The sequence below is a fragment of the Ignavibacteria bacterium genome (assembly GCA_036262055.1).
Classification (GTDB): domain Bacteria; phylum Bacteroidota; class Ignavibacteria; order Tepidaquicellales; family Tepidaquicellaceae; genus DATAJP01.
Window position 1 is genome coordinate 87,614 of the sequence record DATAJP010000003.1, and the last position, 24,476, is coordinate 112,089.

The following is a 24,476-nucleotide window of genomic DNA, read 5'->3' on the forward strand; positions in this document are numbered from 1 at the left end:
AAATATTAATAATACTAATAACGAAAGGAGTAAGGGAATGTACGACCCTATAATGGTGCAGCCGATGAGAGATGAAGCTGTTAGCATTGGCTTTAAAGAATTGTATTCTGCAAACGAGGTGCGCGAAGAATTAAACAAAAAAGGCACTGCATTTGTATTTGTAAATTCAGTTTGCGGGTGCGCAGCAGGAAAGGCAAGACCGGGTCTTGCGCTTGCAATGGACTGGGCAAAACAAAACAATATAATGCCTGACAGGTTAGTAACCGTATTTGCAGGAATGGAAAAAGATGCTGTAAGTGAAGCAAGAAACTTCTTTGAGGGCTATCCGCCGTCATCACCTCAAATGGCATTAATTGAAGATGGAAAGCTAAAGGCAATGATTCAAAGAATGGAGATTGAAAACAACGATGCTTATGCTGTTGCCGATAAAATTAAGAATATTTTGCAGGAAAATATAAAAAAGGAACCTGCAGAGGGATAACGATAGTTAAATAAATAGAAAATTTGATGTCCGGTGCCCCTCATATGCAAGGGGCATTTTTATTTAGGATAAAAATGTAGTAAAATAGTAGTTAATAATTAAATACTTTTTAAAAAGTTAGTTTTTTGATAAATTAAACAAATTATAACAATATGGATAGTAATTTCTCAAATAGGGTTCAGGACGTTATCAGATTAAGCAGGGAAGAGGCTATCAGGTTAGGACACGATTATATAGGAACGGAACATTTGCTACTCGGAATTATCCGGGAAGGAGAGGGAATTGCTGTTAAAATATTCAAAAATCTTGGTATTGAAGCAAGTAAAATTAAGAAAGCTGTTGAAGAGACTGTCAGACAATCAGGCGGTACTTTGACAGTCGGTAATATACCTTTAACTAAACAAGCTGAAAAAGTTTTAAAAATAACTTATTTAGAAGCTAAATTATTTAAATCGGATGTTATCGGAACAGAACATCTTCTTCTTTCCATTTTAAGAGAAGATGATAATCTTGCAGCCCAGATTTTACATCAGTTCAATATAAATTATGATGTCGTGAAAAACGAATTGATGAATATTTTAAGCGGTAAGCCTTCTTCTGCAACACCTCCTGCAGGTGGCAAAGGTACAACAGGTGAGCGCGGAGGTAAACAGGAAAAAACAAAAACTCCTGTTCTTGATAATTTCGGACGTGACCTTACAAAGCTCGCAACTGAAAACAAGCTTGACCCGATAGTCGGCAGAGAAAAAGAAATCGAAAGAGTCGCACAGGTTCTCAGCCGCAGAAAAAAGAATAATCCTGTGTTGATTGGCGAGCCGGGTGTTGGTAAAACGGCAATCGCTGAAGGGTTAGCTCTAAGGATTGTGAATAAACAGGTATCGAGAGTCCTTCACGGAAAGCGTGTCGTTACTCTTGACCTTGCAGCTTTAGTAGCCGGAACTAAATACCGCGGACAGTTTGAAGAAAGAATGAAAGCTGTGATGAACGAGCTTGAAAAAGCTAAAGATGTAATTTTATTCATAGATGAATTGCATACAATTGTAGGTGCAGGAGGTGCAAGCGGTTCGCTTGATGCTTCAAATATCTTTAAGCCTGCTCTTGCAAGAGGTGACCTGCAGTGCATTGGCGCAACTACATTGAATGAATACAGACAATATATTGAAAAAGATGGTGCTTTGGAAAGAAGATTCCAGAAAATTATGGTTGACCCTCCTACTGTAGATGAGACAATTCAGATTCTTACGAACATCAAATCTAAGTACGAAGAGCATCATAATGTTAAATTTACTGATAAAGCGATAGTTGAAGCCGTTAAGTTAAGTGATAGGTATATAACAGATAGATTCCTTCCTGATAAAGCTATAGATGTAATGGACGAAGCCGGCGCAAGAGTTCATCTTGCAAATATAGTAGTTCCTGATGATGTCTTAAAGCTCGAAGCGGATGTTGAAAAAGTCCGTCAGGAAAAAAATCAGGTTGTTAAAAATCAGAACTATGAAGAAGCTGCAAGATTGCGTGATAAGGAAAAAAATCTGCTTTCACAGCTCGACCAGGTGAAGCTTGACCTTGAAATTCAGTCACAGACAAAATTTTTCGAAGTAAACGAACAGCATATAGCCGACGTTGTCGCAATGATGACCGGAGTCCCTGTAAATAAGATAGCTCAAAGTGAATCATCCAAGCTTGTTAATATGGAAGATTACTTAAAGAAAGTTATTATCGGACAGGATGAACCTATTGAAAAAATTTCAAAAGCAATCAGAAGAGCACGCGCAGGAATAAAAGACCCGAAAAGACCTATCGGTTCATTTGTATTTTTAGGCCCTACAGGTGTCGGTAAAACCGAACTTGCAAAACAGCTTGCAAAATTCTTGTTTGAATCGGAAGATGCGTTAATCAGAATAGATATGAGTGAATATATGGAGAAGTTCAATGTCTCGCGTCTTGTCGGAGCTCCTCCGGGATATGTTGGTTACGAAGAAGGCGGTCAATTGACTGAGAAAGTCAGAAGAAAACCTTATTCGGTTGTCTTGCTTGATGAAATAGAAAAAGCGCATCCTGATACCTTCAATATTTTATTACAGGTTCTTGATGATGGTATCTTGACAGATGGTCTTGGAAGAAGAGTGGACTTTAAAAACACAATTCTGATAATGACCTCCAATGTCGGAACAAGGGATATTAAGCTTGATAAGGTCTTTGGTTTTGGTGAGCAGAAAGACTTGGCAAAGTATGATAAAATGAAAAGTTCGGTTGACGAAGCTGTAAGAAGAGTTTTCTCTCCTGAGTTTTTAAACCGTATAGATGATTTGATTACGTTCAAGCAGCTTGAGAAACAAGATATTATCAAAATCGTTGATGTTGAAACCGATAAATTGCTTTCAAGATTGAAAGAGCAGTTTATTACAGTTGAGCTAACGAACGAGGCAAAAGAATTCCTGGCAGAAAAAGGATTTGACCCGAATTTCGGTGCCAGACCTTTGAGAAGAGCGGTTCAGAAGTATCTTGAAGACCCGCTTAGCGAGGAAATTCTGAAAGGACTTGTGAAAGAGGGAAGCCATGTTAAAGTTCAGTATCCGCAAGGAACCGATGAGCTTATATTTATTACGAATGGAAATGATATTAAACCGGTAGAACCGATAACTGAAGAAACAGGAACTAAGGAGTCAGATGGCAAGTAAAGCTCCATTCAACGCGAGAATTTCTGCTGTTGGATATTATGTGCCTCCGAAGGTAGTTGATAATAAATATTTTGAATCTTTTCTCGATACCAATGATAAATGGATAAGAGAAAGAACAGGAATTACAGAAAGACGTTGGCTGGAGAAAGACCAGCCAACATCTTACATGGCTATCCGCGCAATTGAAGACGCTCTCAAAGGAAAAAATATCTCTCCCGAAGAAATAGACCTCATTGTTGTTGCAACCGTAACCCCGGATATGATGTACCCGTCTACTGCCTGTATCATTCAGGAGCAAATGGGTTTTAAGAATGCATGGGGCTTCGATGTTCTTGCGGCATGCTCGGGTTTTATTTTTGCATTAAATACCGCGGCTCAGTTTGTTATGAACGGAACTCATAAAAAAGTTCTTGTTGTCGGTGCAGATAAAATGACTGCCATAGCGAACATGAAGGACAGGAATACTTGTATTTTATTCGGAGATGCTGCAGGCGCTGTTCTGCTTGAGCCGACTGAAGATAAATCTGTAGGCATAATCGATTCAATCATGCACGTTGATGGAACAGGCGGAAAGTATTTATATCAGCTTGGTGGCGGAAGTCTTCATCCTGCAAGCCATGAAACTGTTGATAACGACTGGCATTATGTGTATCAGGACGGCAAGACGGTTTTCAAAGCTGCAGTTGTAGGAATGGCTGAAGTTTCATATGAAATTATGGAGCGTAATGGTCTTAAAGGTGAAGATGTTGCATATCTCGTTCCTCATCAGGCAAATATGAGAATAATCACAGCTACTGCCGATAGAATGGGTGTTGGAATGGACAAAGTTATGGTGAATATTAATAAATACGGCAACACGACTTCAGGAACCATCCCGACATGCATCGCTGAGTATTACCAAAACGGCAAACTAAAAAAAGGCGACAACATCGTGCTTTCAAGCTTCGGCGCAGGATACACTTGGGGTTCGATTTTGATTAAATGGGACATCTAATTCAATGTGCAATTAGCAATTTGCAATGACCAATTAGTAGTGAATAATGAGTAATGAGTAATGAATAATGAGTAATTTTAAAAATAAATTGTTCTTAAAACGAAAGGCAGAGTTATTCTGCCTTTTTTGTATGTACCTCTGTCATTCTGCGATAGCAGGAATCCCACAGGATGTCATTCCTGCGTAGGCGGGAATCCAAGCAAGAATCATTTTTAATGTGAAAATTTTTATAAACTAAAATGATTTGAAGTGTAAAATGAACTTCACAGAACTTAAATCTCCGGCGAAAATAAACGTCGGTTTGAAAATCATCAACAAACGAAAAGACGGTTTTCATGACCTTGAGACTATTTTCTACCCGGTAGATTTATGTGATAACATAAAAATCAGCATAGAAAAAACAGACACACCGAGGAATTCCGTATTCATAAGCTCAAACAAGCCGTATGTCCCAACCGATAAAAAAAATTTTTGTTATCGAATCATCGAGGCATTTTTTATTGAATATAAAATCCGCGATTGTTATGAAATTCACATTAACATAGAAAAAAATATTCCCGTCGGAGGTGGTCTTGGCGGTGGAAGCTCAAATGCAGGAACTGTTCTGAGATTTTTAATTGAATATTTCGCTGTTGATTTGGAAAATGATTATGAAAGAATAATAAAAATAGCTCTTCAGGCGGGGAGTGATGTTCCGTTTTTTGTTTTTGCTTTGCCTTGTTATGCTGAAGGTCGTGGAGAGAAAATAAAGCTTCTTGAAAACTTTAAATTGCCATATCAAATAGTCCTTATAAATCCCGGCATTCACGTTTCAACAAAATGGGCTTTTGAGGAACTTAATTATCAGATGGGAGAAATTCACGATTCACTTCTTTCAAAAGTTCAAAAGTTTTATCCTGAAAACCATGAGTATTTTGAGAATGATTTTGAAAAAATTGTCTTCAAACGCTATCCTGAAATAAAAAAGATAAAAGATGAATTGTTAAAGGCAGGAGCGGTATTTGCTTCATTAAGCGGAACCGGCGGAACGGTATATGGATTGTTTGAAAACTTATCAAACGTTCCGGAAGAGAAAATTAATGAAACGTTTGATAAGTTTAGAAAATTGAAATATGATGTGATTAAAACGTAATGCTCAGATTACCGAACGGAACGAGCATTCTTCTGTTGTGGTTGTTAGAGTAAAGACTTTTGAACTCCATTCCTGTCTTAACTTTTATATCATTATTAAACATCGAAACTGTCCACGCAGCATCTGCAGCACTCAATAAGTGATTTATTATAACACCCGTTACAGCCAGAGAAGCGTTGTCATAATAATTATTTGCCTGCTGACGTTCACTCATATAATTATCTACGTCAACTGATTCATAGTCAAACCAGTTATTCCGTGTTATTGAATTACTTGGAATAAAACTCCATCCTGCAAAAAAACTGTTATACTTCCCAATTACCTCATAATATTGCTGAGCGCCGAACTCCGGAAGTGTATGTGAAAAATTTACTCTTTCTACTTCATTTACTTGTTGTCTTAAAATTTCTCTATCAGGTTCTGTTTCATTTATATTTTGAGCGCCGGGAAAATTTTCAGCTTTCAGCCATGCAGCATATTTATATATGTCCCAATGGGCATCGGCATAATTTTGAAATTTTATCGTCTGGTCGTCGCCTTTTTTGTCAAAATTAATTTTTAAGAGCCATAATCCAACTTCAGCAACGGCAAAAATTGCGCCTTTTATATAGCTCTGCGCATAAATTTCACCTGAACCCGGAATTATACCTGACATGATTGCGCCGAGAACGGGGGATTTTTCTTTTCCTGTATTTAAAATTTTGTTATGAAATGAATTATGTAGAAACTCAGCTTTATGTTCATTGATTGTTTCTTCATTTCCAAAGTCTTCATCATTCCAATTCAGGATATGTAGTTTTTTGAAATTATGTTCATCATAAATAGCTTTGTCGACTTTGAATGTAAATTGGTTATCATCTACTATTGCAACAATTCCGGGTTGAAAAGAAGATCTTTCATCCATAACCCTGTGTGAAACTTCAATGGGTTTAAGCGGATTAGTGTTTTCCGTTTCTTGAGAGAAAGAATTGTTTGTAAAAAGGAAGATAAATATTAATAAAATTGCTGATTTCATTTTTAGTAGTATATTTTTTTCAGAAATAAGCCATTAGGCGGTAGATAAGTTGTGCTTATTTTTTCTCCCTTTTTAAATTTTCTTTTAAATTCATTTATTGAGATTTTGTTTCGTCCTATATCAATTAATATGCCTGCAATTGCACGCACCATTGAGTGTAAAAACCTGCTTCCTGTAATATTAAATATGATTTCCTGACGGGATTTGTATTCTTTCATTGAAACTTTGAATATCTCACATTTGAAATCATATTTATCGGAAGCATTTCTGCACAAAGAACGAAAACTTTTATATCCTAATAGCTCAGGTAAAACTTGGTTTATTTTATTAACATCAATGTCATAAATCAATCTGTGATAATATCTGCTTTGCAATCCTCTTTTTCTTGTCGAGATTCTGTACTCATATTCTCTCTTCTTTGCATCATGCCGTGAATGAAAACTTTCCTTTGCTTCTTCAAGCGATTTCACCGAAATGTCAGGAGGAATCACTGAGTTAAGAGAATATAGAATCTTGTCTAAATTATTTAGCTTCGCATCGATTTTAAAATTCGCAACCTGATTTAAGGCATGAACGCCTGTATCTGTGCGTCCTGAACCTGTTAAAGTTACATCTTTTTTAAAAATCTTTTTTAAAGAACTTTCGAGAATCTCCTGTATTGTCTTGTTTGTGTTTTTTTGTCTTTGCCAGCCAAAATAGTCAGTGCCGTCATATTCAATAACAAGCTTATAATTATGCAAGCTTAAAAGTTTTTAATAAAGTTTAAGCTAAGTCCGTCTATTCTGTTATCTGCGCCTTTTATTAACTCTGATTTTAACTGTGTATTTTTCAGCAGTGAATTTTGCTGATTTGCAAGAATCAATGCGCTGATAGCGCTTGTTATGCGGTTAACAATCATTGCAGTAGTGAAAATTACGCGTTTGTTATACATACGTTCGCTTTTCTTTCTCTGAGTTTCAAAATTTCCTTGTTCTTCAGCAGTGTTCCAGTACCAATAAAATTTATTTACATCATATAACTGGTCATATTCTCCTCTTGCAAGCTTATCATTATTATAATCGTAAATGTTCATATAAAATCCGATGTTTGTGTAATATTCATCGTCAGTGATATTTTTATTTGCACCTGCAATTTGATGAGCATAGGTGCGGGAATCACTTCTAATTGCATCCCCAAAAATATTGAACCCTGCAAAGCCAATCCATGATGCAGCTTCACCTGCCACAAAATATTTTCCAACATCCATTCTGTCGATGTAAAAATGACCGGCACCCGGTAGCACAAGAGACATTATCATTGCAAGACCGGAAGATTTTTCTGAAGTTGCCTGAAGGTCGGTTAAGTTATCCTGAAAATTTTGGTTTGAAGTTTGGTTCTGATTTAAAAACTTGTAAGTTAATTCTGCTTTTTTATCGGCAGAATTTTGAGCGGATGCGCTATTCAAAAGAAGAATGAGCGATGCTAAAACATAAGAAATAAATTTCATTAATTATTTGTTCCTTTCCAGAGCTGAATTCATTTTCTTAATGAACTCCTCCGGTTTTAAAAATCCTGTAATTCTGAGGTCTCTAAGCTCTTCTCCTTTTGAATTCATAAAAATTACTACCGGTAAACCTTTAATCCCAAACTTTTCGGTAATCTCGGGGTTCTCTGTAGTTAAATCAATTTTAATATTATTAAAAGAATTAGACAAGTCAATAACCTCTTTATCAGTATAAGTATATTCATCAAGTTCTTTACATTGCGCACACCAATCCGCATAAAAATCAATCATAACAGGTTTCTGTTCAGTTTGGATGGAACTTTCAATCGCAGAATATGAATTCAGAACCTGCCAATTTAAATGCTCTGTTGCACCGGCAGGTTTCAATTGCCAGGTTCCCCAAATTATAGCAACAATTGCAATGATATATTTAATATTTGTATATACTTTTGATGATAAACCATTTCTGTCGATTAAGATTAAATAAGCTCCTGCTGCGATAATATAACCCGGATATAACCAAGCATAAATATCTTTTGGTATAATAGGAGACATTGTATTAATTGCCATTCCGAATAAAATTAAACCAAAGATAATTTTTACTCCAATCATCCACTCACCTGAACGAGGTAATTTATTAAGAGCACTGGAGAATGCAGCGAGAAAAATATATGGAAATCCGAGTCCCATTGATAGTACAAAGAAAAGTAAAAATCCTATGAAAGGGCTTCCCGTTTTTCCTACATATAAAAGTAGACTTAATACTATTGGTCCTATACACGGAGCAGCTATAAATCCGACCAATAAACCCATAATTAACGAACCGAATAATCCGGAACGGTTCTTATTTCCTGCAAGGGCTAATTTTTGAGGAACACGAATTTCAAATAATCCAAACATACTTGTTCCAAGTGCAATAAATACTACTGCGATACCTATAATCACAATCGGACTCTGTAAAGCCGTTCCAAGCAATCCACCTGTCAGAGCTGCAAAAACTCCGAGTGCGGTATATGTGATGGACATTCCCAAAGCATAGAATAAACCCATTAAAATACTCTGCGCCTTGCTTCCGCTTGATTGAGCTCCGAAATAACTGATTGTTACAGGTATTAATGGATAAACACAAGGTGTTAGATTTAATAAAAGCCCGAATCCGAAAATAAAAAATAATGCAACAAACATTCCCTGTTCTTCAATTAAATCGGAAATCTGATCTTCTTCTGCAGGAGCATTGCCCGTTCTTTCATTTTCAGTTAACTGTGTCTGTTGAGTTTGGTTAGTATTGCCTGATGCAACTGTTGGCTTTGTAAAATCTACATTTTTGAAAACATCAGCATTCGATAAAGTTGCTGATGAAGTTGCTTCAATCTTAACAGGAACATTAAAATTAATTGTCTTGGGGGCATAACATTGCTTATCATCACATGCCTGATAATTTATTTTTATCGGAATCTCGTAACTTCCCGGTTTTAAATCCGAACCTGTAAATTTTAAACCAATATAAACTGTGCCTTCATAAACCTTAATTTTATTATCACTGAATTCAAACTTATATTCTTTATCAGGCGGAAAGTAAGTCCCGATTAATTTAAATTCATTTGAGCCGGAGGAAATTGCGGTTTTAATAAGAGTCGGGTCGGCGACTTGATAAGAATTTATATGGTATTTTTCCTTTATAACCATCTTCAGAGCCATTGAAACGGTGTCATTGGTTGAATAGACTGCCTTATTCAGGAATGCTTCTGTATTAACGTATTCTGAATTTTGTGCAAACAATAAAATGGGGGAGAAAAGGAAATAAAATAATAATTTTACGGAAGTTAATTTCATCAAAATTAATTGGAATACCAAAATAAATTCAGAATATTGCAATTTCAATATAAAAACCAATCAATTTTTAATAAATAGTTTTATTAAAATAAAAAATTTAGGAAACTAAAAGTTACTTAACTTCGTTTAAAATAACGAAGTTAAGGAGTTATAGAATTACTTTAACCTAAGCCCCTAAGTATTATAACCGCTTGACTTTTGTATTGTTTTTGAGTTATTTTTGTATATAGAGTTTTCTATACAAGGAACAAACTGTCCATAATAACCCTGCAAATTAACGGAATATTATGGATAATAAACTAAAAGGAGAGGTAAAACTTGAAGCCAACAACGAAATCAAAATCAAAGAGCGAAAATCCGTTGTCAGAATTAATAGATGATGATGTATTTAATACTTTAAAGAAATATAAATTACTTGATGAAAAGGCAATCAGAGATTATAAAATCAGACAAATGTACAAAGACATGAGAAGAGAAATGAGCGCAGGTGAAGCAATAGATAAAATTCAGGAATTATTCCCTTATTTACAATTCGATACTATAAGAAAAATAGTATATCAGGTTTCAAAATAAGTAAATACTGATTTCCATTTTGATTTAAAAAGCCGGCTCATAGTCGGCTTTTTTATTTGTACGAATTTAATATTATTTTACTTTTTTAAATTCTATATTTATTTATGAACGAAATAATCTTTTTAATTGAAGACGATCCTGAACAAGGATATACTGCAAAAGCTTTAGGTCATTCTATTTTTACAGAAGGCGATAATTTAGACGAGCTTAAAAAAAATATTAAAGACGCTATAAATTGTCATTTTGAAAAACAAGATGCACCTAAAATTATAAGACTCCATTATGTAAAAGAGGAATTCCTGGCAATATGAAAATTCCCCGCGACGTTTCGGCAAAGGAATTAATAAAAAGTCTGGAACATATCGGGTATTCTATTGAACGCCAAAAGGGGAGCCACATTACCCTGAGATATGAAAAAGATTCTAAAATTCACAACATAACAATCCCGAACCATAATCCAATCAAATTAGGCACACTAAATAATATTTTGAAAGATATTTCTATATTTTTTGAAATTTCAAAAGAAAAACTTATGGAAATGTTGTTTTAATTTTATGAAATACAACAACGAAATTCTTGAAAAATTATTGGTAAATTTCATTAAAGATGAGGTTCACCGCACGGGATTTAAAAAAGGAGTCATCGGTTTATCAGGTGGTCTTGATTCAGCCATATCTTTATATCTCAGCGTAAAAGCCCTTGGCGCGGAAAATGTTCTTGCAGTATTAATGCCTTATAAAACAAGCAGTCAATCTAGTTTAGATGACGCAATGCTTTGTGTGAAAGACTTGAATGTTCCGCATCGTACAATCGAAATTACAGGAATGGTCGACGGGTATCTGAATACTATTAAGGACTCGGATATATCCAACATACGCAAAGGCAACATAATGGCGCGCTCACGAATGATTGTTTTATATGACATGTCCGCAAAAGAAAACGCACTTGTTATCGGAACAAGCAATAAAACAGAAATTTTGCTCGGTTATTCGACTCATTGGGGTGATTCTGCACATGCAATTAACCCGCTTGGTGATTTATATAAAACACAACTGTTTGATTTGGCAAAGTATCTTCATATCCCTCAGCCGATTATTGATAAAAAACCTTCAGCAGACTTATGGGAAGGACAAACTGATGAGGGTGAGTTTGGTTTTTCTTATGATAAAGTTGATAAATATTTATTTCTGAAAGTTGATGAACGAAAATCCGAAGAGGAAATAAAAAAACTTGGATTCGATAATGCATTTATTAAGAAAGTAAATAAAATGGTGATCAGAAATCAGTTCAAGCGCGTTCCTCCTGTTATTGCAAAAGTTTCCAACCGCACAATGAACATCGATTTCAGATACAATAGAGATTGGAATACATAATTAGTTTGTAAAGTTAAAAGTTATAAGGTTCATGAAGTTTATATAATAAGATAAAAATTGTCATTCCAGCGAAAGCTGGAATCCAGTCTAAAATGATTTTAAATTGATATTCCGGCAATCAAATATATTCAAGAGAATTTCTTTTTTTATCATTGTCTTTTTTCTTTCTTGCAAAACTAATGTTCCCGCGCAGGATTGGTATTCAAACGGCGTCGTCAGTTCTGCTGATGAGCTTGCTTCACAAGTTGGAATAGACATTCTCAAAAATGGGGGCAATGCAGTTGATGCTGCCGTCGGTGTCGGTTTTGCTCTTGCAGTAGTTTACCCGCAGGCAGGCAATATAGGCGGCGGGGGATTTATGGTTATACATTTGGCTCCAACTAATGCCGCGGCGAATAACACCTCAATTGATTACAGGGAGAAGGCTCCTGCAAATGCGTTTCGCGATATGTATCTCGATGCAAATGGTAATATCGTGAATGGTCTCAGTACAAAAGGGCATCTTGCAGGAGGAGTACCCGGCTCTGTTGCAGGAATGCTGATGGCTCTTGAAAAATACGGCACAATGGGTCGTCAGAATGTTATGAAATATGCAATCGAACTTGCAGAAAACGGTTTTCATATAAGCAAAAGATTCGCGGATTTATTAAATGAATATCAAAATGAGTTCAGGACTTTTCCATCAACGATGAAAATTTTTGGCGGAAAGTTTAAAGAAGGTGATTTGCTGGTTCAAAAAGATTTAGCAAATACTTTACGATTGATTTCAGAACAGGGAAATGATGGTTTTTATAAAGGTTCCGTTGCAGACTGCATCGTGAACGAAATGAAAAAAGAAAAAGGCATCATAACGCATCAGGATTTGATTAATTACCAAGCCGTCGAGCGTAATGTCCTCACCGGAACATATCGCGGTTATGAAATTATTTCTATGGCACCGCCGAGCAGCGGGGGAATGAGCTTGATATATCTTCTCAACATTCTTGAAAATTATGATTTAAAAAGTATGGGTTATGGTAATACGGAATCAATTGCTTTAATGACCGAAGCCATGCGCAGAGTTTATGCAGACAGAAGCAAACACATGGGGGATATGGATTTTTATCCCGTGCCTATGAGGATACTAATTTCAAAAGATTATGCAAAAGAAAGATTTAAAGATTTTGATAATACGAATGCTTCACAAAGTGTAAATGTTTCGCACGGCGAGATTAAAATAATAGAAAAAGAAAATACGACTCACTACTCGGTTGCAGATCAATGGGGAAATTGTGTGTCTGTAACGACAACAATAAATGATAACTTCGGAAGCAAGCTTGTCATCGAAGGCGCGGGGTTTTTCCTGAATAATGAAATGGATGACTTTGTATCTAAGCCCGGAGTTCCTAATATGTACGGCTTGCTTGGAAGCGACGCTAATGCAATCGAGCCCAACAAACGTATGCTTAGTTCAATGACACCGACGATTATTCTGAAAGACGGAAAACCGTTTATGATAACCGGTTCGCCCGGCGGCGGAAGGATTATTACATCGGTTCTTACTAATATCGTCAACGTGATTGATTTTGGAATGTCGCTGCAAGATGCGATTGATAAGCCGCGTTTTCATCATCAGTGGTATCCCGATGAAATTCAGGTTGAAAACGGTGTACTTACAAATGAAGAAAGAAAAAAACTTGAAGCACGCGGATATAAAATAAATGATTTCAGAAATTACGGAAGCATTGATGCGATAATTTTCAATGAGCAGGGACAAATGTCAGGACACTCTGACCGCCGCGGCTACGGAAAAGCAATAGGGTATTAGATTATAAAAAACCCCCTCTTGAGAGGGGTGTCGCGAAGCGACGGGGTGTGTTATATAAATATCAAAACCGCGGAATAAACCAACGCACCAATCAAAAAACCTGCATAGTTGCTTTTTTTATCTTCGGGCAATTCCTCTTTAATGACATTCAGAATCATTCCGCCTCCCAGGAATGCAAACAAAATTAAAAATACAGATTCACTAACATCGAAAATTACTGCAGTAAATAATCCTGCTAAATTCGCGCATATATAAATCCATCTGCCGTATCTTTGGTATAATTCTTTGTTGTAATCATAAGAATCATAATCCATAATCATCAGGTGGGTAAGCATTGCGATAAAAAATAAAATTAAGCCCAATGAAGAAGGAAACTCGTCATCAAAAATCAGATAGCTTATCATAAAGTTGAAAGAAACATTTATCAGGGAATGCACCCAGAATATGTGATCTTCAACAGTGGCGGATTTTTTTTCTCTGATGTTATCACGGTATGATTTTCTCGCGTAATATTCCATTCCATAAAACAGCAAAAATCCCGAAAGTGAAATTAAATAAGCGTGATAATCAAGCAGATGAATGAAACTGTACTGCATATTATAAATATACTCTTGCGCTTTTCCGAGTTCCGGAAAAATATGAACAAAAACGTATGCGACCGATATACCGCTAAAGAATGAAAGCCAGAATTTTCTATGAAGCGTTTTAAAATAGGTAATCTTGCTTATTTTAATATGGGCGAAAATGATAATCGCATTAAGCCCTAAGTGCAGAAGTATTTTGGAAAAATCGAATTCTTGGTTCAAATTCGGTTTTTTTTAAGATTAAGATGACTAAACGAATGCGTTTATAATATGAATAAAAAACAATATTTTTTATTCAATTATAAACACACAAACCAAAGTGTCACTCTGAGCGAAGCGAAGAGTCCCATTCTTTTTGTCAGGGGATCCTTCACTGCGTTCAGGATGACAAACTAGAATTGAACCGCGTAATTTTTCATATCGATATGGATGCTTTTTTTGCTTCGTGTGAAGAGGCAATAAATCCGTCTTTGCGTGATAAGCCACTTATTGTCGGCGGAACAAAGCAGGATGTCAGAAGCATCGTTGCTTGTCCTAACTATCTTGCCCGACAGCGTGGTGTGAAAACTGCAATGGCGATTACTAAGGCAATTCAGCTTGTGCCTGATGCAAATTTTATCCGTGGAACACGTGGATTGTATTCAACTTATTCAAAAAAAGTTCGGGAGATTTTTTATAAATTTACTCCGATGATTCAGCCAATCAGCATCGATGAAGCATATCTTGATGTAACGAATGTTTTGCACTCGCACAACAACGACCCCGTTGCTCTTGCTGATAAAATTAAAGATGAAATTAAAGATACTCTCGATATAACCTGCTCAATCGGAATTTCTTCGGGCAAAGTTTTCTCAAAAATTGCATCGAAAGTAAATAAACCGAACGGAGTAACTTACATCGAACCCGGAATGGAAAAACAATTTCTTGCAAATCTTCCCGTCGAAAGAATCCCCGGCGTCGGAAAAGCAATGCTTGCTAAGCTTCATAAATATGACATTAAAAAAATAGGTGATGTTTTAAAATACGACAGGGAGTTTTTTGAAAACGAAATAGGAGATTATGCAGCTTTTTTGATTAACATTGCTAACGGTGTTGACCACCGCGAAGTGCATGTTGATGATGATGACAGAAAATCACTTTCAAAAGAGACTACATTCGATTTCGACACGAATGATTTAACTTTTTTGCGAAAAGAATTAAACATCTTGATGGAGCGTGCATGTTTTCTGCTTCGCAAAGAAAAAACTCTTGCTAAAACAGTAACGGTTAAGATTAAATATACTGATTTCAAGGTTAACCAGAAAAGCTATACCCGTCCTGTTTACTCAAACCTCGAGAATGATTTTTATGAAGATGCAATGAGACTGCTTGAAATGGCAATGGCATCGGCAAGAAAAATCCGTCTGCTTGGAATAAAATTTTCAGAGTTAATCGAAGAACGTGATTATGTTCAGGAAGATTTATTCATCGATATCGAACGCGAAAAAAAACTCTTCTCAAAACTTGACCAGCTTCGCTCAAAATACAGCTTCGACATCGTAAAATTCGGAAAAAGTATGGAGTAACTCTCCTTTTGGAGGGGTATTGCGAAGCGACGAGGAGTGTTGAAGTCATTCCCGCCCAGGCGGGAATCCCAATACCAAGGGATTGACTTTTCAATATAAAATCAGGAAGTTTTATAAAAATTAAATATATGAAAACCTCCGCCAAAACCGTTTTTATTTTAATTCTTTTACTTACTTCTTCCGAATCTTTTTCTCTTGATACTGCTTCTGCAAGATATTTCCCGTTAGCCGTTGGAAATACGTGGACATATTATGTTGATATGTCTCCGTGGCCTTCATATAAATTTAAAAAAACTATAACCAGAGATTCTGTAATAAACGGAAAAAAATATTTTTTTCTTAATTATGTTTACGACTGGATTAGATACGATAGTTTAACAAGTAATTTTTTGGTTTTCAGACAAGGAACCAATTGTTCAGGGTATCAAAACGAGGGGATAATTGATAGTTTAGCTTCATCCATTAATGACAAAGTAAATTGTCCTTTTGGAGTATTTGTTCATAAAGAATGTATTGCAAATGGTAGTAATGAAGTTTTTGGTCTTTCTAAGGAATATAAAGAATTTCAGCATGACGGACTTATATTTGAAAAGGTAACTTACTCAAAAGATTTCGGCATAACAAAATATTGTTCAGGTGAGGCAGGTCCGTGCTATTATGGATATTTAACGGGCTGCATTGTAAATGGTATTTTATATGGTGATACTTCACTGACGATTATTAAACAAATAGGAAATGCCATTCCTGATAAATTTGAGCTCAAACAAAACTATCCAAATCCATTTAATCCCGCGACGAACATTAAATTCAGCATTCCAAAATCTGGATTTGTAAATCTGAAAGTTTATGATATAAACGGAAAAGAAATTGCAGCTCTCGTAAATGAAAATTTGCAAGCTGGAGAGTATCAAACATCATTCAACGCCTCAAATTTATCAAGCGGAATATATTTTTACACACTTACAACAGGAGAGTTTATAGAAACGAGAAGAATGGTGTTGGTAAAGTGATACTATATAAATAGTATTGAAAAACTATATGTGCATTCTTAAATTTAACTTATGAGCATCACAGAATTAAAATCAAAATTTAAAGAAATTATTGATGACTCCAATGATAAGGAATCGTTAGAACAATTTTATTGGGCTTTTAAGACCTCAAAAGAAGTCGATTTATGGGATACCCTTTCGGTAAGTCAGAAAAAATATGTTCTTAATTCTTATGAAGAAAGTTTTTCAGAGGAAAATTTAATTGGAGATGAAACGGTCAAAGAACGGTTAAAGAAATACTTTGGAAATAAAATGGACTAAACGATCCGAATATACTCTCACCTATATTTGCGACTTTATATTAGAAAGCTGGAATGATAAAATACTCCAAAAGTTCATTGAGAGTTTAAATAAATCTTTGGAATTATTAAAAGTATTTCCTAAAATTGGAAAATCGATAGATAAAAATTCTGATATAAGGTCATTGCTTATTTTACCTTACACAAAAATTTTCTACCGAATTAATAAAAATCAAATAATTATTTTGGCATTATTCGATACACGTCAAGATTCCGAAAAATTTACTTTAAAATAAGATCACTTCTTCACAGTATATTTCAAATTCATAATGTTCAAACCGCTTACATAAAAACCCTCAATGTCTTTTTGCAAAAGATAAACCTGTTCGTTGTAATATAAAAACAGCCATGGGGCATCTTCCACGATTATTTTCTGCATTTCGTTATAAATTTTAATTCGCTCATTCATATCAGTCAGTTTCAAAGCTCTTTCATATAGCTCATCTGTAACAGGGTTGCTGTAGCCGACACGGTTCGGACCGTTAGGTGTTATATTTTTAGTATAAAACAACGCCATGAAGTTCTCCGGGTCGTAATAATCCGCGCCCCAGCTTGCACGCCAGAAAGGAAACTTGCCCTGTTCCTGGTCTGAAAGTAACGATGCCTGAAGCATCTGCTCGAGCTTTATCTCCACACCGACATCTTTCAACTGTTCCTGAATCGCAATAGCAATTGATTTTTGAATTTCATCATTGCCTGTTACCAAAGTTAAATCAAGCCCTTTGCCATTTGGATAACCTGCTTCACTCAAAAGCTGAGATGCTTTTTGCTTGTCGTATTTATATGCCACAAGAGAAGTATCATATCCAGGCATTCCGCGCGGAATCGCTCCATGAATTGCATGATACCCGCGGTTCTTCAAAACAAATCTTATGATTTTTTCTTTATCAACCGCATAGTTCATTGCCTGACGAAGTTTTTTATTGTTTGCAAAGGGCCCCATTTTCCCTCCGGGCAAATTCGGGTCTATCATCATTCCGAGAAAAACAGTCTGAAGCCACGGTTGTTTTATCATTATAAAATTTCTGCTTTTCGGGTCAAGAAGATTTCCCGTGTCATCAGTAAGCTGGTCATAAGTTTCACTTGAAGGTTCGTGATAATCATATTTACCGTTCACAAAATCCAGAAACTCAGTTTCGGATGACTGTGTGAAAGTAATTTTCACGCCGTCAAGATAAGGAAGCATTTTTCCTGTTCTGTCGGTTTCCCAGTAATTTGTATTTCTTTCGACGTTCAATTCTTTATCGATTTCCCAGCTCACAAAAGTAAATGCGCCTGTTCCCACAGGATGCTGCCCGAATCTTTCGCCATAAAATTCAACTGCTTCTTTTGGATAAACATAAGCATAGGACATTGTGAGCAAACTTAAGAATGGCGCAAAAGGAGATACAAGTTCAATTGAAAGTGTGGAATCGTTAATGGCTTTGATGCCCGTAATTTCATTCACAGGCACGGGAGATTGGGTCTTTCCTGATTGGTAGTCAACATATTCAGCCGCGCCTTTTATCTTGTCCCTGAATACCCATATTCCTCGAGATTTATTTTTCGGATTATTAACTCGTTCGAGGCAGTATTTAAAATCCTGCGCAATGACTTTTCTTCCTTCACCTGCGCTTGCAGTGAAGCATTCATTATCCTGAAAATTAACATCGTCTCTTAATATAAACGTATAAGTCAGTCCGTCTTCTGAAATTGTCCAGCTTTTTGCGATGCAAGGAGCAATGTGGTTGTTCCTGTCAAATTGCACAAGACCTTCCATCATCAGTGACAGTGCAAAAATTGATTGATTTGAATTCGATTGCACAGGTTCCAGCGTTTCGATTCCGAGATGCAGATTCATATTAAAAATCTTTTTCCCGTCATCGGTTTTTTGTCCGCAGGAAAAAAACGCCGAGGGAAGAATAAATACGATGAGTAATAAAATTAACCGGGTAGAATTATTCATTAACATTAATTTTAGTAAGACAGACATTCCTGTCTGTCTATTTTTAAAATGTATTTGTATTTTTACAAAATTAACTAATTTAATCTAAACTTTAAGTTTATTTTCTGAACAACAATGGATGATAAGACAAAGCTGGATATTTTAAAAGCACATTATTTTATAAATCGAGATCGAACGCGCGAATACGCCGCGACTGATTATCTGGTTCAATATGAAAATATATGCCAGCTTTTAAAAGAGCGTTTAACAGAACAAGCAAGCGATGAACATCTTGTTTTTTATGATGACAAAGGAAACAAAACTTCATTCACTTATGGAGAATTTATTTCAAGAGCATTTCAGATTGCAAATTATTTGCTGGAAAATGGAATTGGCAGAGAAGACAGAATTGCAACTTTTTCGCACAATCATTCCGATACGGTTATTTTATATTTTGCGTGCTGTAGCATAGGCGCAGTTATCGTTCCTGTAAATGTAAGTGAAGAGTCCGAACGTGTTCAATATATTTTTGACAACTCAAACACGAAAATTGTATTTACACGCGATGAATATTTACCGAAACTTTCATTGCTTGACCATTCAAAGTTTGATACGGTTTGTTTTAACCTTTTTGATTATTCTAAATTTTCAAAAACACTTGAGCTTGATTATAAATTCGATAAAGAAACCGAATCAATGATTGTTTATACATCAGGAACGACAGGTAACCCCAAAGGCGTGGTGCTTACGCAATACAATTTGATGGTTGATGCAAAGTACATTGCCGAATGGCACGGAATTTCTAAAAACGACACAATGATGTGTGTGCTTCCGATTCATCATGTTAATGGAACTGTTGTAACCATAATGACCTCAATGTATGCAGGTGCAAGATTGATTTTGAATCAGAAATTTCAGACCGACACATTCTTGAAACGCATTGCAGATGAAAAAGTAAAAGTTGTCAGTGTTGTTCCGACATTGCTGGCTTTTATGCTAAACTCAGATGAAGACTCAAAAAAATATGATTTAAAAAATTTCTCACATATTATCTGTGGAGCAGGTCCATTGACATGCGAGCTTGCAAAAAAATTTGAAGATAAATTTGGTTTGCGTATTGTTCACGGATATGGCTTATCTGAGACGACTTGTTATTCCTGTTTTATTCCCGCAAATCTTGAACAAGACCAGCATTTGAAGTGGCAGAATGATTTTGGTTTTCCGTCAATTGGTCTGGCAATCGATTGCAATGAAATGGATATCCAGGATGACAAGGGAAATTCGCTTGGAGAAAATGAAAAAGGTGAAATCGTAATCCGCGGACATAATGTTATGAAATATTATTTCGATAACGATGAAGTTAATAGAAAAACTTTTGAATTCGAATGGTTCAGAAGCGGTGATGAGGGATTTTATAAATATGATGACCTTGGAGAGAAATATTTTTTCATAACGGGTAGAATCAAGGAGCTTATCATAAGAGGTGGAGTGAATATTTCACCGCTTGAAATCGACGAAGTGCTTTCATCGATAGATTGCGTTCAGTCAGGAATTGCAGTGGGGTTTGAAAATGACTGGTACGGTGAAGAAGTCGGTGCGCTTGTGTTGTTAAAAGAAGAGTTCAAGAACATGAATGACACCGATATAAAAAATAAAATCATGTCTGAATGCCATTCAAAACTTCCTTATTATAAAGCTCCGAAAGTAGTTGTGTTTTCAGAATCCATTCCCGTAACATCAACAGGGAAATACCAAAGAAACAAAGTAAAACATTTATTTTCGGATTTTAAAGCTCAGCAATTTTCAAATAAAAAAGGTTAGCTTTCTAAAGTTTTCAAATAATTAAAAACTGCCGTTTGAGTGCTTTTGCTGTAAAGATTAATAATTTCAACAAGAGCCGTTCTCAAGTTTGTTTGCTTCACAGGAAAAGCCAATCCGTTTTTTCCCGATAAATCTTCTTTAGTCCAATCAATAGAAGAAATATAAATTACCGGTTCTCCGTCATTGTAAAAAACAAAAATCCTTGAATGCTCATGGACAGTATTAATTAAATATTTAATCTGAATATTTTGATTTAACCAGTGTTCGTTTTCCAATAAACAGCTTTCGGAAATCAGTAATTTTATTTTAACGCCTGCTGCGCTTGCATCTGAAATCAAACCGATTAATTTTTTATCCTCTAACTTGTTCAATTTCAACATGATAAAAGCATCTTTTCCATTCTCGGCATTCATGATTTCGTTTTCAATTAAGCTTGATAAACGTTTTTTTATATTTAACTTTGAAACTAACAGCTCATCAAATTCAAATCCTTTTGTTCCAAGCTCAAGAAAATTGAAAAAATAATTTAAATCGATTGAAAGAACTTCATCAGAAGTTAGTAACCCCATATCAGTTGCGTAATTATTTTTTTCTGAGAAATTTTTTGTTGAAAAATATATATAATTTTTTTCACCCTCGTTCTCGCGTCGTTTTATCAGAACAGCTTCGGTATCAATTTTTAAATCCGATGCGTTTATAATTATGGTTATTCCGGATTCTCTGAAATCATTCAAAAAATCTCCATCACTACCATCATCTGCAAAAATAATTACACGTTTCCCTTTCTTTACGGCATTTATTAACGAAACGATTATATTTGGATTTTGAGTAAGCGGTGATTGAGTCAATTTAATTTCAGTAACAAACGGGTCGTTTGAAATTTGTTTAAATAGATTTATAATATTCTCATTTGAATGATATGGAAAATAAAAAAGAATATCATGTTTGGATACTGTCTTAAAAATATTTGAAGATTCAAGCAATGTATTATGAGTTAAAGCTTTAACTTCATCTTCCGGTGAAGAAAATCTATTCCCTAAAAACGAAATTAACTCGATCACTTTCGGATAAAACAACTCTGGAAATACATTACTCTTTTTTATTGTGAACAATTTACGGATTTCTTTTGGCAGTTTATTATTACCGGAGAATAATATCCATTCGTTATTGATTTCACTATTTAAACGCAAAGTAAATGAATAAATTTCATTTATTTTTCTATCAGGCAGAATTTTTTGAATGTTTGATTCAATTATTTCATCGGTAGATATAATTTCTGTAGCTTCAATAGACAAATTAATAAATTTTGGAATAGAAGAAGGGATTTCTATCAAAACATAATCATACTTTACTTTTTCATCTTTCTCAATTGCCTCATTTATAATCTCTGATTCCGGATTTTCATAATTACTAATTGAATTTTCATTAGTATTTTCAATTTTTAATACAAAATATTTCTGACCGTCTTTGAAAAAGGATTGAATGCTGTCTTCATTTATAGCAAATGGCATTAAGGCAGATTTAATATTTTTATCAAAAAATTCATTACTTAGCTTGAGTTGATTTTCACTTAGCGGATTTAAACCTTCAACAAAAATATTCTGCTTTTTGAAATTAGGAACAATAACATCGTTATAAATACTTAAAAATTCTTCATCTAATTTTGTTAATTTTTTATAAAGTTTTCTGAAATTTTTTAATTTATTATTGCCTGATGTTCTATCAAATACAAATTCATCAAATTCTTCCGAAAACATTTTTATAAACTTCAATTTTTTCTCTAAGGAAGTGTTCTCGTCCTTAATGTGAAACAAAATCTCTGTGAAAAAAATAAACTTGCCTTCGGTTTTTGATATGTATCGTTTCTTACTCACAATTATTTATTATAAATGTTTTTTAGGGTACTCGAAAAATCCAAATTTTCCTTTTCCAAAATCAATTTCGTTCCAACTGTTTGTCTCGAATTTAATTCCATACATTGCGCAAGTTGGCATGTTATCTATGGAATGGTTATTAATTTTATTGCAGAACGAAGTTAGCTCCGGATTATGCCCGAATAAAAGAACCGTGTTTAAATTATTATTCAAGCTTTTTAATAAATCAAGAATCGTCTGAGGTGAGCACATATAAAGCTGTTCTTCAATCTGAATTTCATCCTTGCTGTAGTTAAATTCTTCAGCAAAAAATTCAGCAGTAGTTAAAGCTCTTTTAGCATAGCTTGAAATTATTAAGTCCGGTTTGGAAATAAGTTTTGAAAGAACTTTTGCCATAACAGGCGCGGACTTCAAACCGCGCTTGTTTAAAGGACGTTCGTAATCATCAAGCTGGGAATTATCCCAGCTTGATTTTGCGTGTCTTATGATTACTAAAGTTTTAATTGAAGTAAGTTATTAATCGATGAATGTTACTATACCGGATTCCACATTATACATTGCTCCTGCAATTTTTATTTCACCGGCTTTTTCTAAATCTGAAATTATTCTGCTGGAGTTTCTCAGATGCTCAATGCTGTTTTTTATGTTAAGCTCTGTAATGCTTGTTAAATCATTTTTATTTTTCGAAGCATCAACCGCCGGGGAAATTTTTTCAAGGATCCCGGTTACTTTCCCCATCTCCACCTTGTTCATGGCAGATTCAACAGCTATGCATTTTGTATGTCCCAATATTAAAATTAATTTTACTCCCGTAACCTCGCAGGCAAATTCCATGCTTCCGGTTATGTCATCATTGATAATATTGCCGGCAACGCCTGTAACAAACACTTCGCCGACGCCTATATCAAAGATAACTTCCGGCAAAACACGCGAATCCATGCACCTGTGGATTATTGCCCATGGAGCCGGATTTTGAGCAGTCGCGATAATCTCATTATGATATTCGCGTCCGGAATTTGTTTTGGTTATGAATCTTTGATTGCCTTCTTTCAGCATCTCAATCACTTTATCAGGAGTTAATGATTTTTGGAATTCTTTTGTCTTTGGATAAAACATTTACAGTAGTTTCAGTTAGTTTATAAATTAATTATCTAAGAATTTTACCTCACCTGTATGAACGTCATACATTGCTCCGACAATTTTTATTTGTCCGCTTGCTTCTAAATCGGTAAGTATCTGGCTACCGTTTTTTATGCTTTGAATCACGTCTTTTACGTTTTGAACTGCTACGTCATCTACAAACTTTTTATTTTTCGAGGTTAAATCACCGGTTTTTGTCACCGCTTTAACGGTATTAACAGCCGGGTCAATTTTTTGAACGACATTGGTTATGTTTCCCAATACGACATTATCAATTGCTCCTTTTACCGCTCCGCATTCAGTGTGTCCCATTACCACAATCAGTTTAGTTCCAACAACTGCGCATCCATATTCCATACTCCCGATTACGTCCACATCCAATATGTTTCCTGCAATACCTGTTGTAAAAATATCACCAATATTCAAATCAAAAAGTATTTCAGGAGCAACACGGGAGTCCATACATCTGTGAACTACAGCCCAGGGATATTGGCCTTGCGAAGTTTCTTGAACGGCAGTGTGATATTCGCGGTTCGAACTAAGATTATTTATAAAAAGCTGATTGCCATATTTAAGCATTTCAATAGCCATATCCGGAGTTATTGACTGTTGAAATTCTTTTGTGTTAGGATAAATTTTATCTTCCTGTGCATTGGCGAAAGAAAAAAAACCAAAAAATAAAATTAGGATAATAATAGTTTTCATACTGTTGTTTGTTTAATTTAATAAAAAAAAGGTCGGATTAACTTTAAGGTAGTAATTTCAACGGTTAAAAAACATTACTTTGAGAATCAATAAATAAGTTTTTTTCTATTGAAATTGGTGTATTAAAAAATCTTTTTATGATA

Annotated in this window: 23 protein-coding genes; 13 read left to right on the forward strand and 10 right to left on the reverse strand. The window is 35.1% G+C overall.

The window, feature by feature from the left end; translation table 11 throughout:
- Window positions 1-37: 37 nt before the first annotated feature.
- From VHP32_07490 to ispE, 4 genes are all read left to right on the forward strand, one after another.
- Window positions 38-481 carry a BrxA/BrxB family bacilliredoxin gene (locus VHP32_07490; GenBank protein ID HEX2787732.1) on the forward strand — a complete coding sequence of 148 codons (444 nt, stop codon included), beginning with the start codon at window positions 38-40 and terminating at the stop codon, window positions 479-481.
- 152 nt (window positions 482-633) lie between these two features.
- A complete protein-coding gene (locus VHP32_07495; GenBank protein ID HEX2787733.1) occupies window positions 634-3,162 on the forward strand; it encodes an ATP-dependent Clp protease ATP-binding subunit in 2,529 nt (842 codons plus the stop codon).
- Complete coding sequence (locus tag VHP32_07500) at window positions 3,152-4,156, forward strand: beta-ketoacyl-ACP synthase III (protein ID HEX2787734.1); 1,005 nt, start codon at window positions 3,152-3,154, stop codon at window positions 4,154-4,156. Before VHP32_07495 ends, VHP32_07500 begins: the two co-directional genes overlap by 11 nt.
- 256 nt (window positions 4,157-4,412) lie before the next feature.
- Window positions 4,413-5,288 (forward strand): 4-(cytidine 5'-diphospho)-2-C-methyl-D-erythritol kinase, encoded by an 876-nt coding sequence (gene ispE / locus VHP32_07505; protein ID HEX2787735.1) that lies wholly within the window; start codon window positions 4,413-4,415, stop codon window positions 5,286-5,288.
- On the opposite strand, the gene VHP32_07510 is transcribed toward ispE, so the two are convergent.
- From VHP32_07510 to dsbD, 4 genes are read right to left on the reverse strand one after another with little or no spacing between them, the layout of a single operon-like run.
- Window positions 5,278-6,303 (reverse strand): hypothetical protein, encoded by a 1,026-nt coding sequence (locus tag VHP32_07510; GenBank protein HEX2787736.1) that lies wholly within the window; start codon window positions 6,301-6,303, stop codon window positions 5,278-5,280. The genes ispE and VHP32_07510 overlap by 11 nt on opposite strands.
- Window positions 6,304-6,305: 2 nt before the next feature.
- Window positions 6,306-7,043 carry a tRNA pseudouridine(38-40) synthase TruA gene (truA, locus tag VHP32_07515; protein ID HEX2787737.1) on the reverse strand — a complete coding sequence of 246 codons (738 nt, stop codon included), beginning with the start codon at window positions 7,041-7,043 and terminating at the stop codon, window positions 6,306-6,308.
- A 2-nt stretch (window positions 7,044-7,045) separates the two neighbouring features.
- Window positions 7,046-7,789 carry a hypothetical protein gene (locus tag VHP32_07520; GenBank protein HEX2787738.1) on the reverse strand — a complete coding sequence of 248 codons (744 nt, stop codon included), beginning with the start codon at window positions 7,787-7,789 and terminating at the stop codon, window positions 7,046-7,048.
- 3 nt (window positions 7,790-7,792) lie between these two features.
- On the reverse strand, window positions 7,793-9,619 hold the full coding sequence (dsbD, locus tag VHP32_07525) for a protein-disulfide reductase DsbD (protein ID HEX2787739.1): 1,827 nt from the start codon (window positions 9,617-9,619) through the stop codon (window positions 7,793-7,795).
- A 318-nt stretch (window positions 9,620-9,937) separates the two neighbouring features.
- On the opposite strand from dsbD, the gene VHP32_07530 reads away from it, so the two are divergent.
- From VHP32_07530 to ggt, 5 genes are all read left to right on the forward strand, one after another.
- Complete coding sequence (locus VHP32_07530) at window positions 9,938-10,192, forward strand: hypothetical protein (protein HEX2787740.1); 255 nt, start codon at window positions 9,938-9,940, stop codon at window positions 10,190-10,192.
- A gap of 104 nt (window positions 10,193-10,296) precedes the next feature.
- The gene (locus VHP32_07535) at window positions 10,297-10,503 is read left to right on the forward strand and encodes a 2-oxoisovalerate dehydrogenase (protein ID HEX2787741.1); all 207 of its coding nucleotides are present in this window, start codon (window positions 10,297-10,299) and stop codon (window positions 10,501-10,503) included.
- Complete coding sequence (locus tag VHP32_07540; GenBank protein HEX2787742.1) at window positions 10,500-10,742, forward strand: type II toxin-antitoxin system HicA family toxin; 243 nt, start codon at window positions 10,500-10,502, stop codon at window positions 10,740-10,742. Before VHP32_07535 ends, VHP32_07540 begins: the two co-directional genes overlap by 4 nt.
- Window positions 10,743-10,746: 4 nt before the next feature.
- A complete protein-coding gene (locus VHP32_07545; GenBank protein ID HEX2787743.1) occupies window positions 10,747-11,565 on the forward strand; it encodes an NAD+ synthase in 819 nt (272 codons plus the stop codon).
- A 103-nt stretch (window positions 11,566-11,668) separates the two neighbouring features.
- Complete coding sequence (gene ggt, locus VHP32_07550; GenBank protein ID HEX2787744.1) at window positions 11,669-13,372, forward strand: gamma-glutamyltransferase; 1,704 nt, start codon at window positions 11,669-11,671, stop codon at window positions 13,370-13,372.
- Window positions 13,373-13,422: 50 nt separating this feature from the next.
- Here the strand turns inward: ggt and VHP32_07555 are convergent, their stop codons facing one another.
- On the reverse strand, window positions 13,423-14,178 hold the full coding sequence (locus tag VHP32_07555; GenBank protein HEX2787745.1) for a hypothetical protein: 756 nt from the start codon (window positions 14,176-14,178) through the stop codon (window positions 13,423-13,425).
- A gap of 176 nt (window positions 14,179-14,354) precedes the next feature.
- Between VHP32_07555 and dinB the strand changes: the two genes are divergently transcribed.
- The 3 genes from dinB to VHP32_07570 all read left to right on the forward strand — a co-directional run bounded on the left by dinB (window position 14,355) and on the right by VHP32_07570 (window position 16,831).
- The gene (dinB, locus tag VHP32_07560; GenBank protein HEX2787746.1) at window positions 14,355-15,521 is read left to right on the forward strand and encodes a DNA polymerase IV; all 1,167 of its coding nucleotides are present in this window, start codon (window positions 14,355-14,357) and stop codon (window positions 15,519-15,521) included.
- A gap of 128 nt (window positions 15,522-15,649) precedes the next feature.
- On the forward strand, window positions 15,650-16,531 hold the full coding sequence (locus tag VHP32_07565; protein HEX2787747.1) for a T9SS type A sorting domain-containing protein: 882 nt from the start codon (window positions 15,650-15,652) through the stop codon (window positions 16,529-16,531).
- A 51-nt stretch (window positions 16,532-16,582) separates the two neighbouring features.
- Entirely contained in the window at window positions 16,583-16,831 is a 249-nt protein-coding gene (locus tag VHP32_07570; protein ID HEX2787748.1) for a hypothetical protein, read from the forward strand.
- Window positions 16,832-17,107: 276 nt separating this feature from the next.
- Here VHP32_07570 and VHP32_07575 read toward each other — a convergent pair whose 3' ends face one another.
- On the reverse strand, window positions 17,108-18,814 hold the full coding sequence (locus tag VHP32_07575; GenBank protein ID HEX2787749.1) for an ABC transporter substrate-binding protein: 1,707 nt from the start codon (window positions 18,812-18,814) through the stop codon (window positions 17,108-17,110).
- Between the two features lie 114 nt (window positions 18,815-18,928).
- Between VHP32_07575 and VHP32_07580 the strand changes: the two genes are divergently transcribed.
- Entirely contained in the window at window positions 18,929-20,614 is a 1,686-nt protein-coding gene (locus VHP32_07580; protein ID HEX2787750.1) for a class I adenylate-forming enzyme family protein, read from the forward strand.
- Here VHP32_07580 and VHP32_07585 read toward each other — a convergent pair.
- Genes VHP32_07585 through VHP32_07600 form a run of 4 tightly spaced genes read right to left on the reverse strand, consistent with a single transcriptional unit; the run spans window position 20,611 to window position 24,333 of the window.
- Window positions 20,611-22,488 carry a hypothetical protein gene (locus VHP32_07585; protein HEX2787751.1) on the reverse strand — a complete coding sequence of 626 codons (1,878 nt, stop codon included), beginning with the start codon at window positions 22,486-22,488 and terminating at the stop codon, window positions 20,611-20,613. The two genes, VHP32_07580 and VHP32_07585, sit on opposite strands and share 4 nt — an antisense overlap.
- A 9-nt stretch (window positions 22,489-22,497) precedes the next feature.
- On the reverse strand, window positions 22,498-22,992 hold the full coding sequence (locus tag VHP32_07590) for a histidine phosphatase family protein (GenBank protein ID HEX2787752.1): 495 nt from the start codon (window positions 22,990-22,992) through the stop codon (window positions 22,498-22,500).
- Between the two features lie 12 nt (window positions 22,993-23,004).
- On the reverse strand, window positions 23,005-23,604 hold the full coding sequence (locus VHP32_07595; GenBank protein ID HEX2787753.1) for a carbonic anhydrase: 600 nt from the start codon (window positions 23,602-23,604) through the stop codon (window positions 23,005-23,007).
- Window positions 23,605-23,631: 27 nt separating this feature from the next.
- Window positions 23,632-24,333 (reverse strand): carbonic anhydrase family protein, encoded by a 702-nt coding sequence (locus VHP32_07600; protein HEX2787754.1) that lies wholly within the window; start codon window positions 24,331-24,333, stop codon window positions 23,632-23,634.
- Window positions 24,334-24,476: the final 143 nt, after the last annotated feature.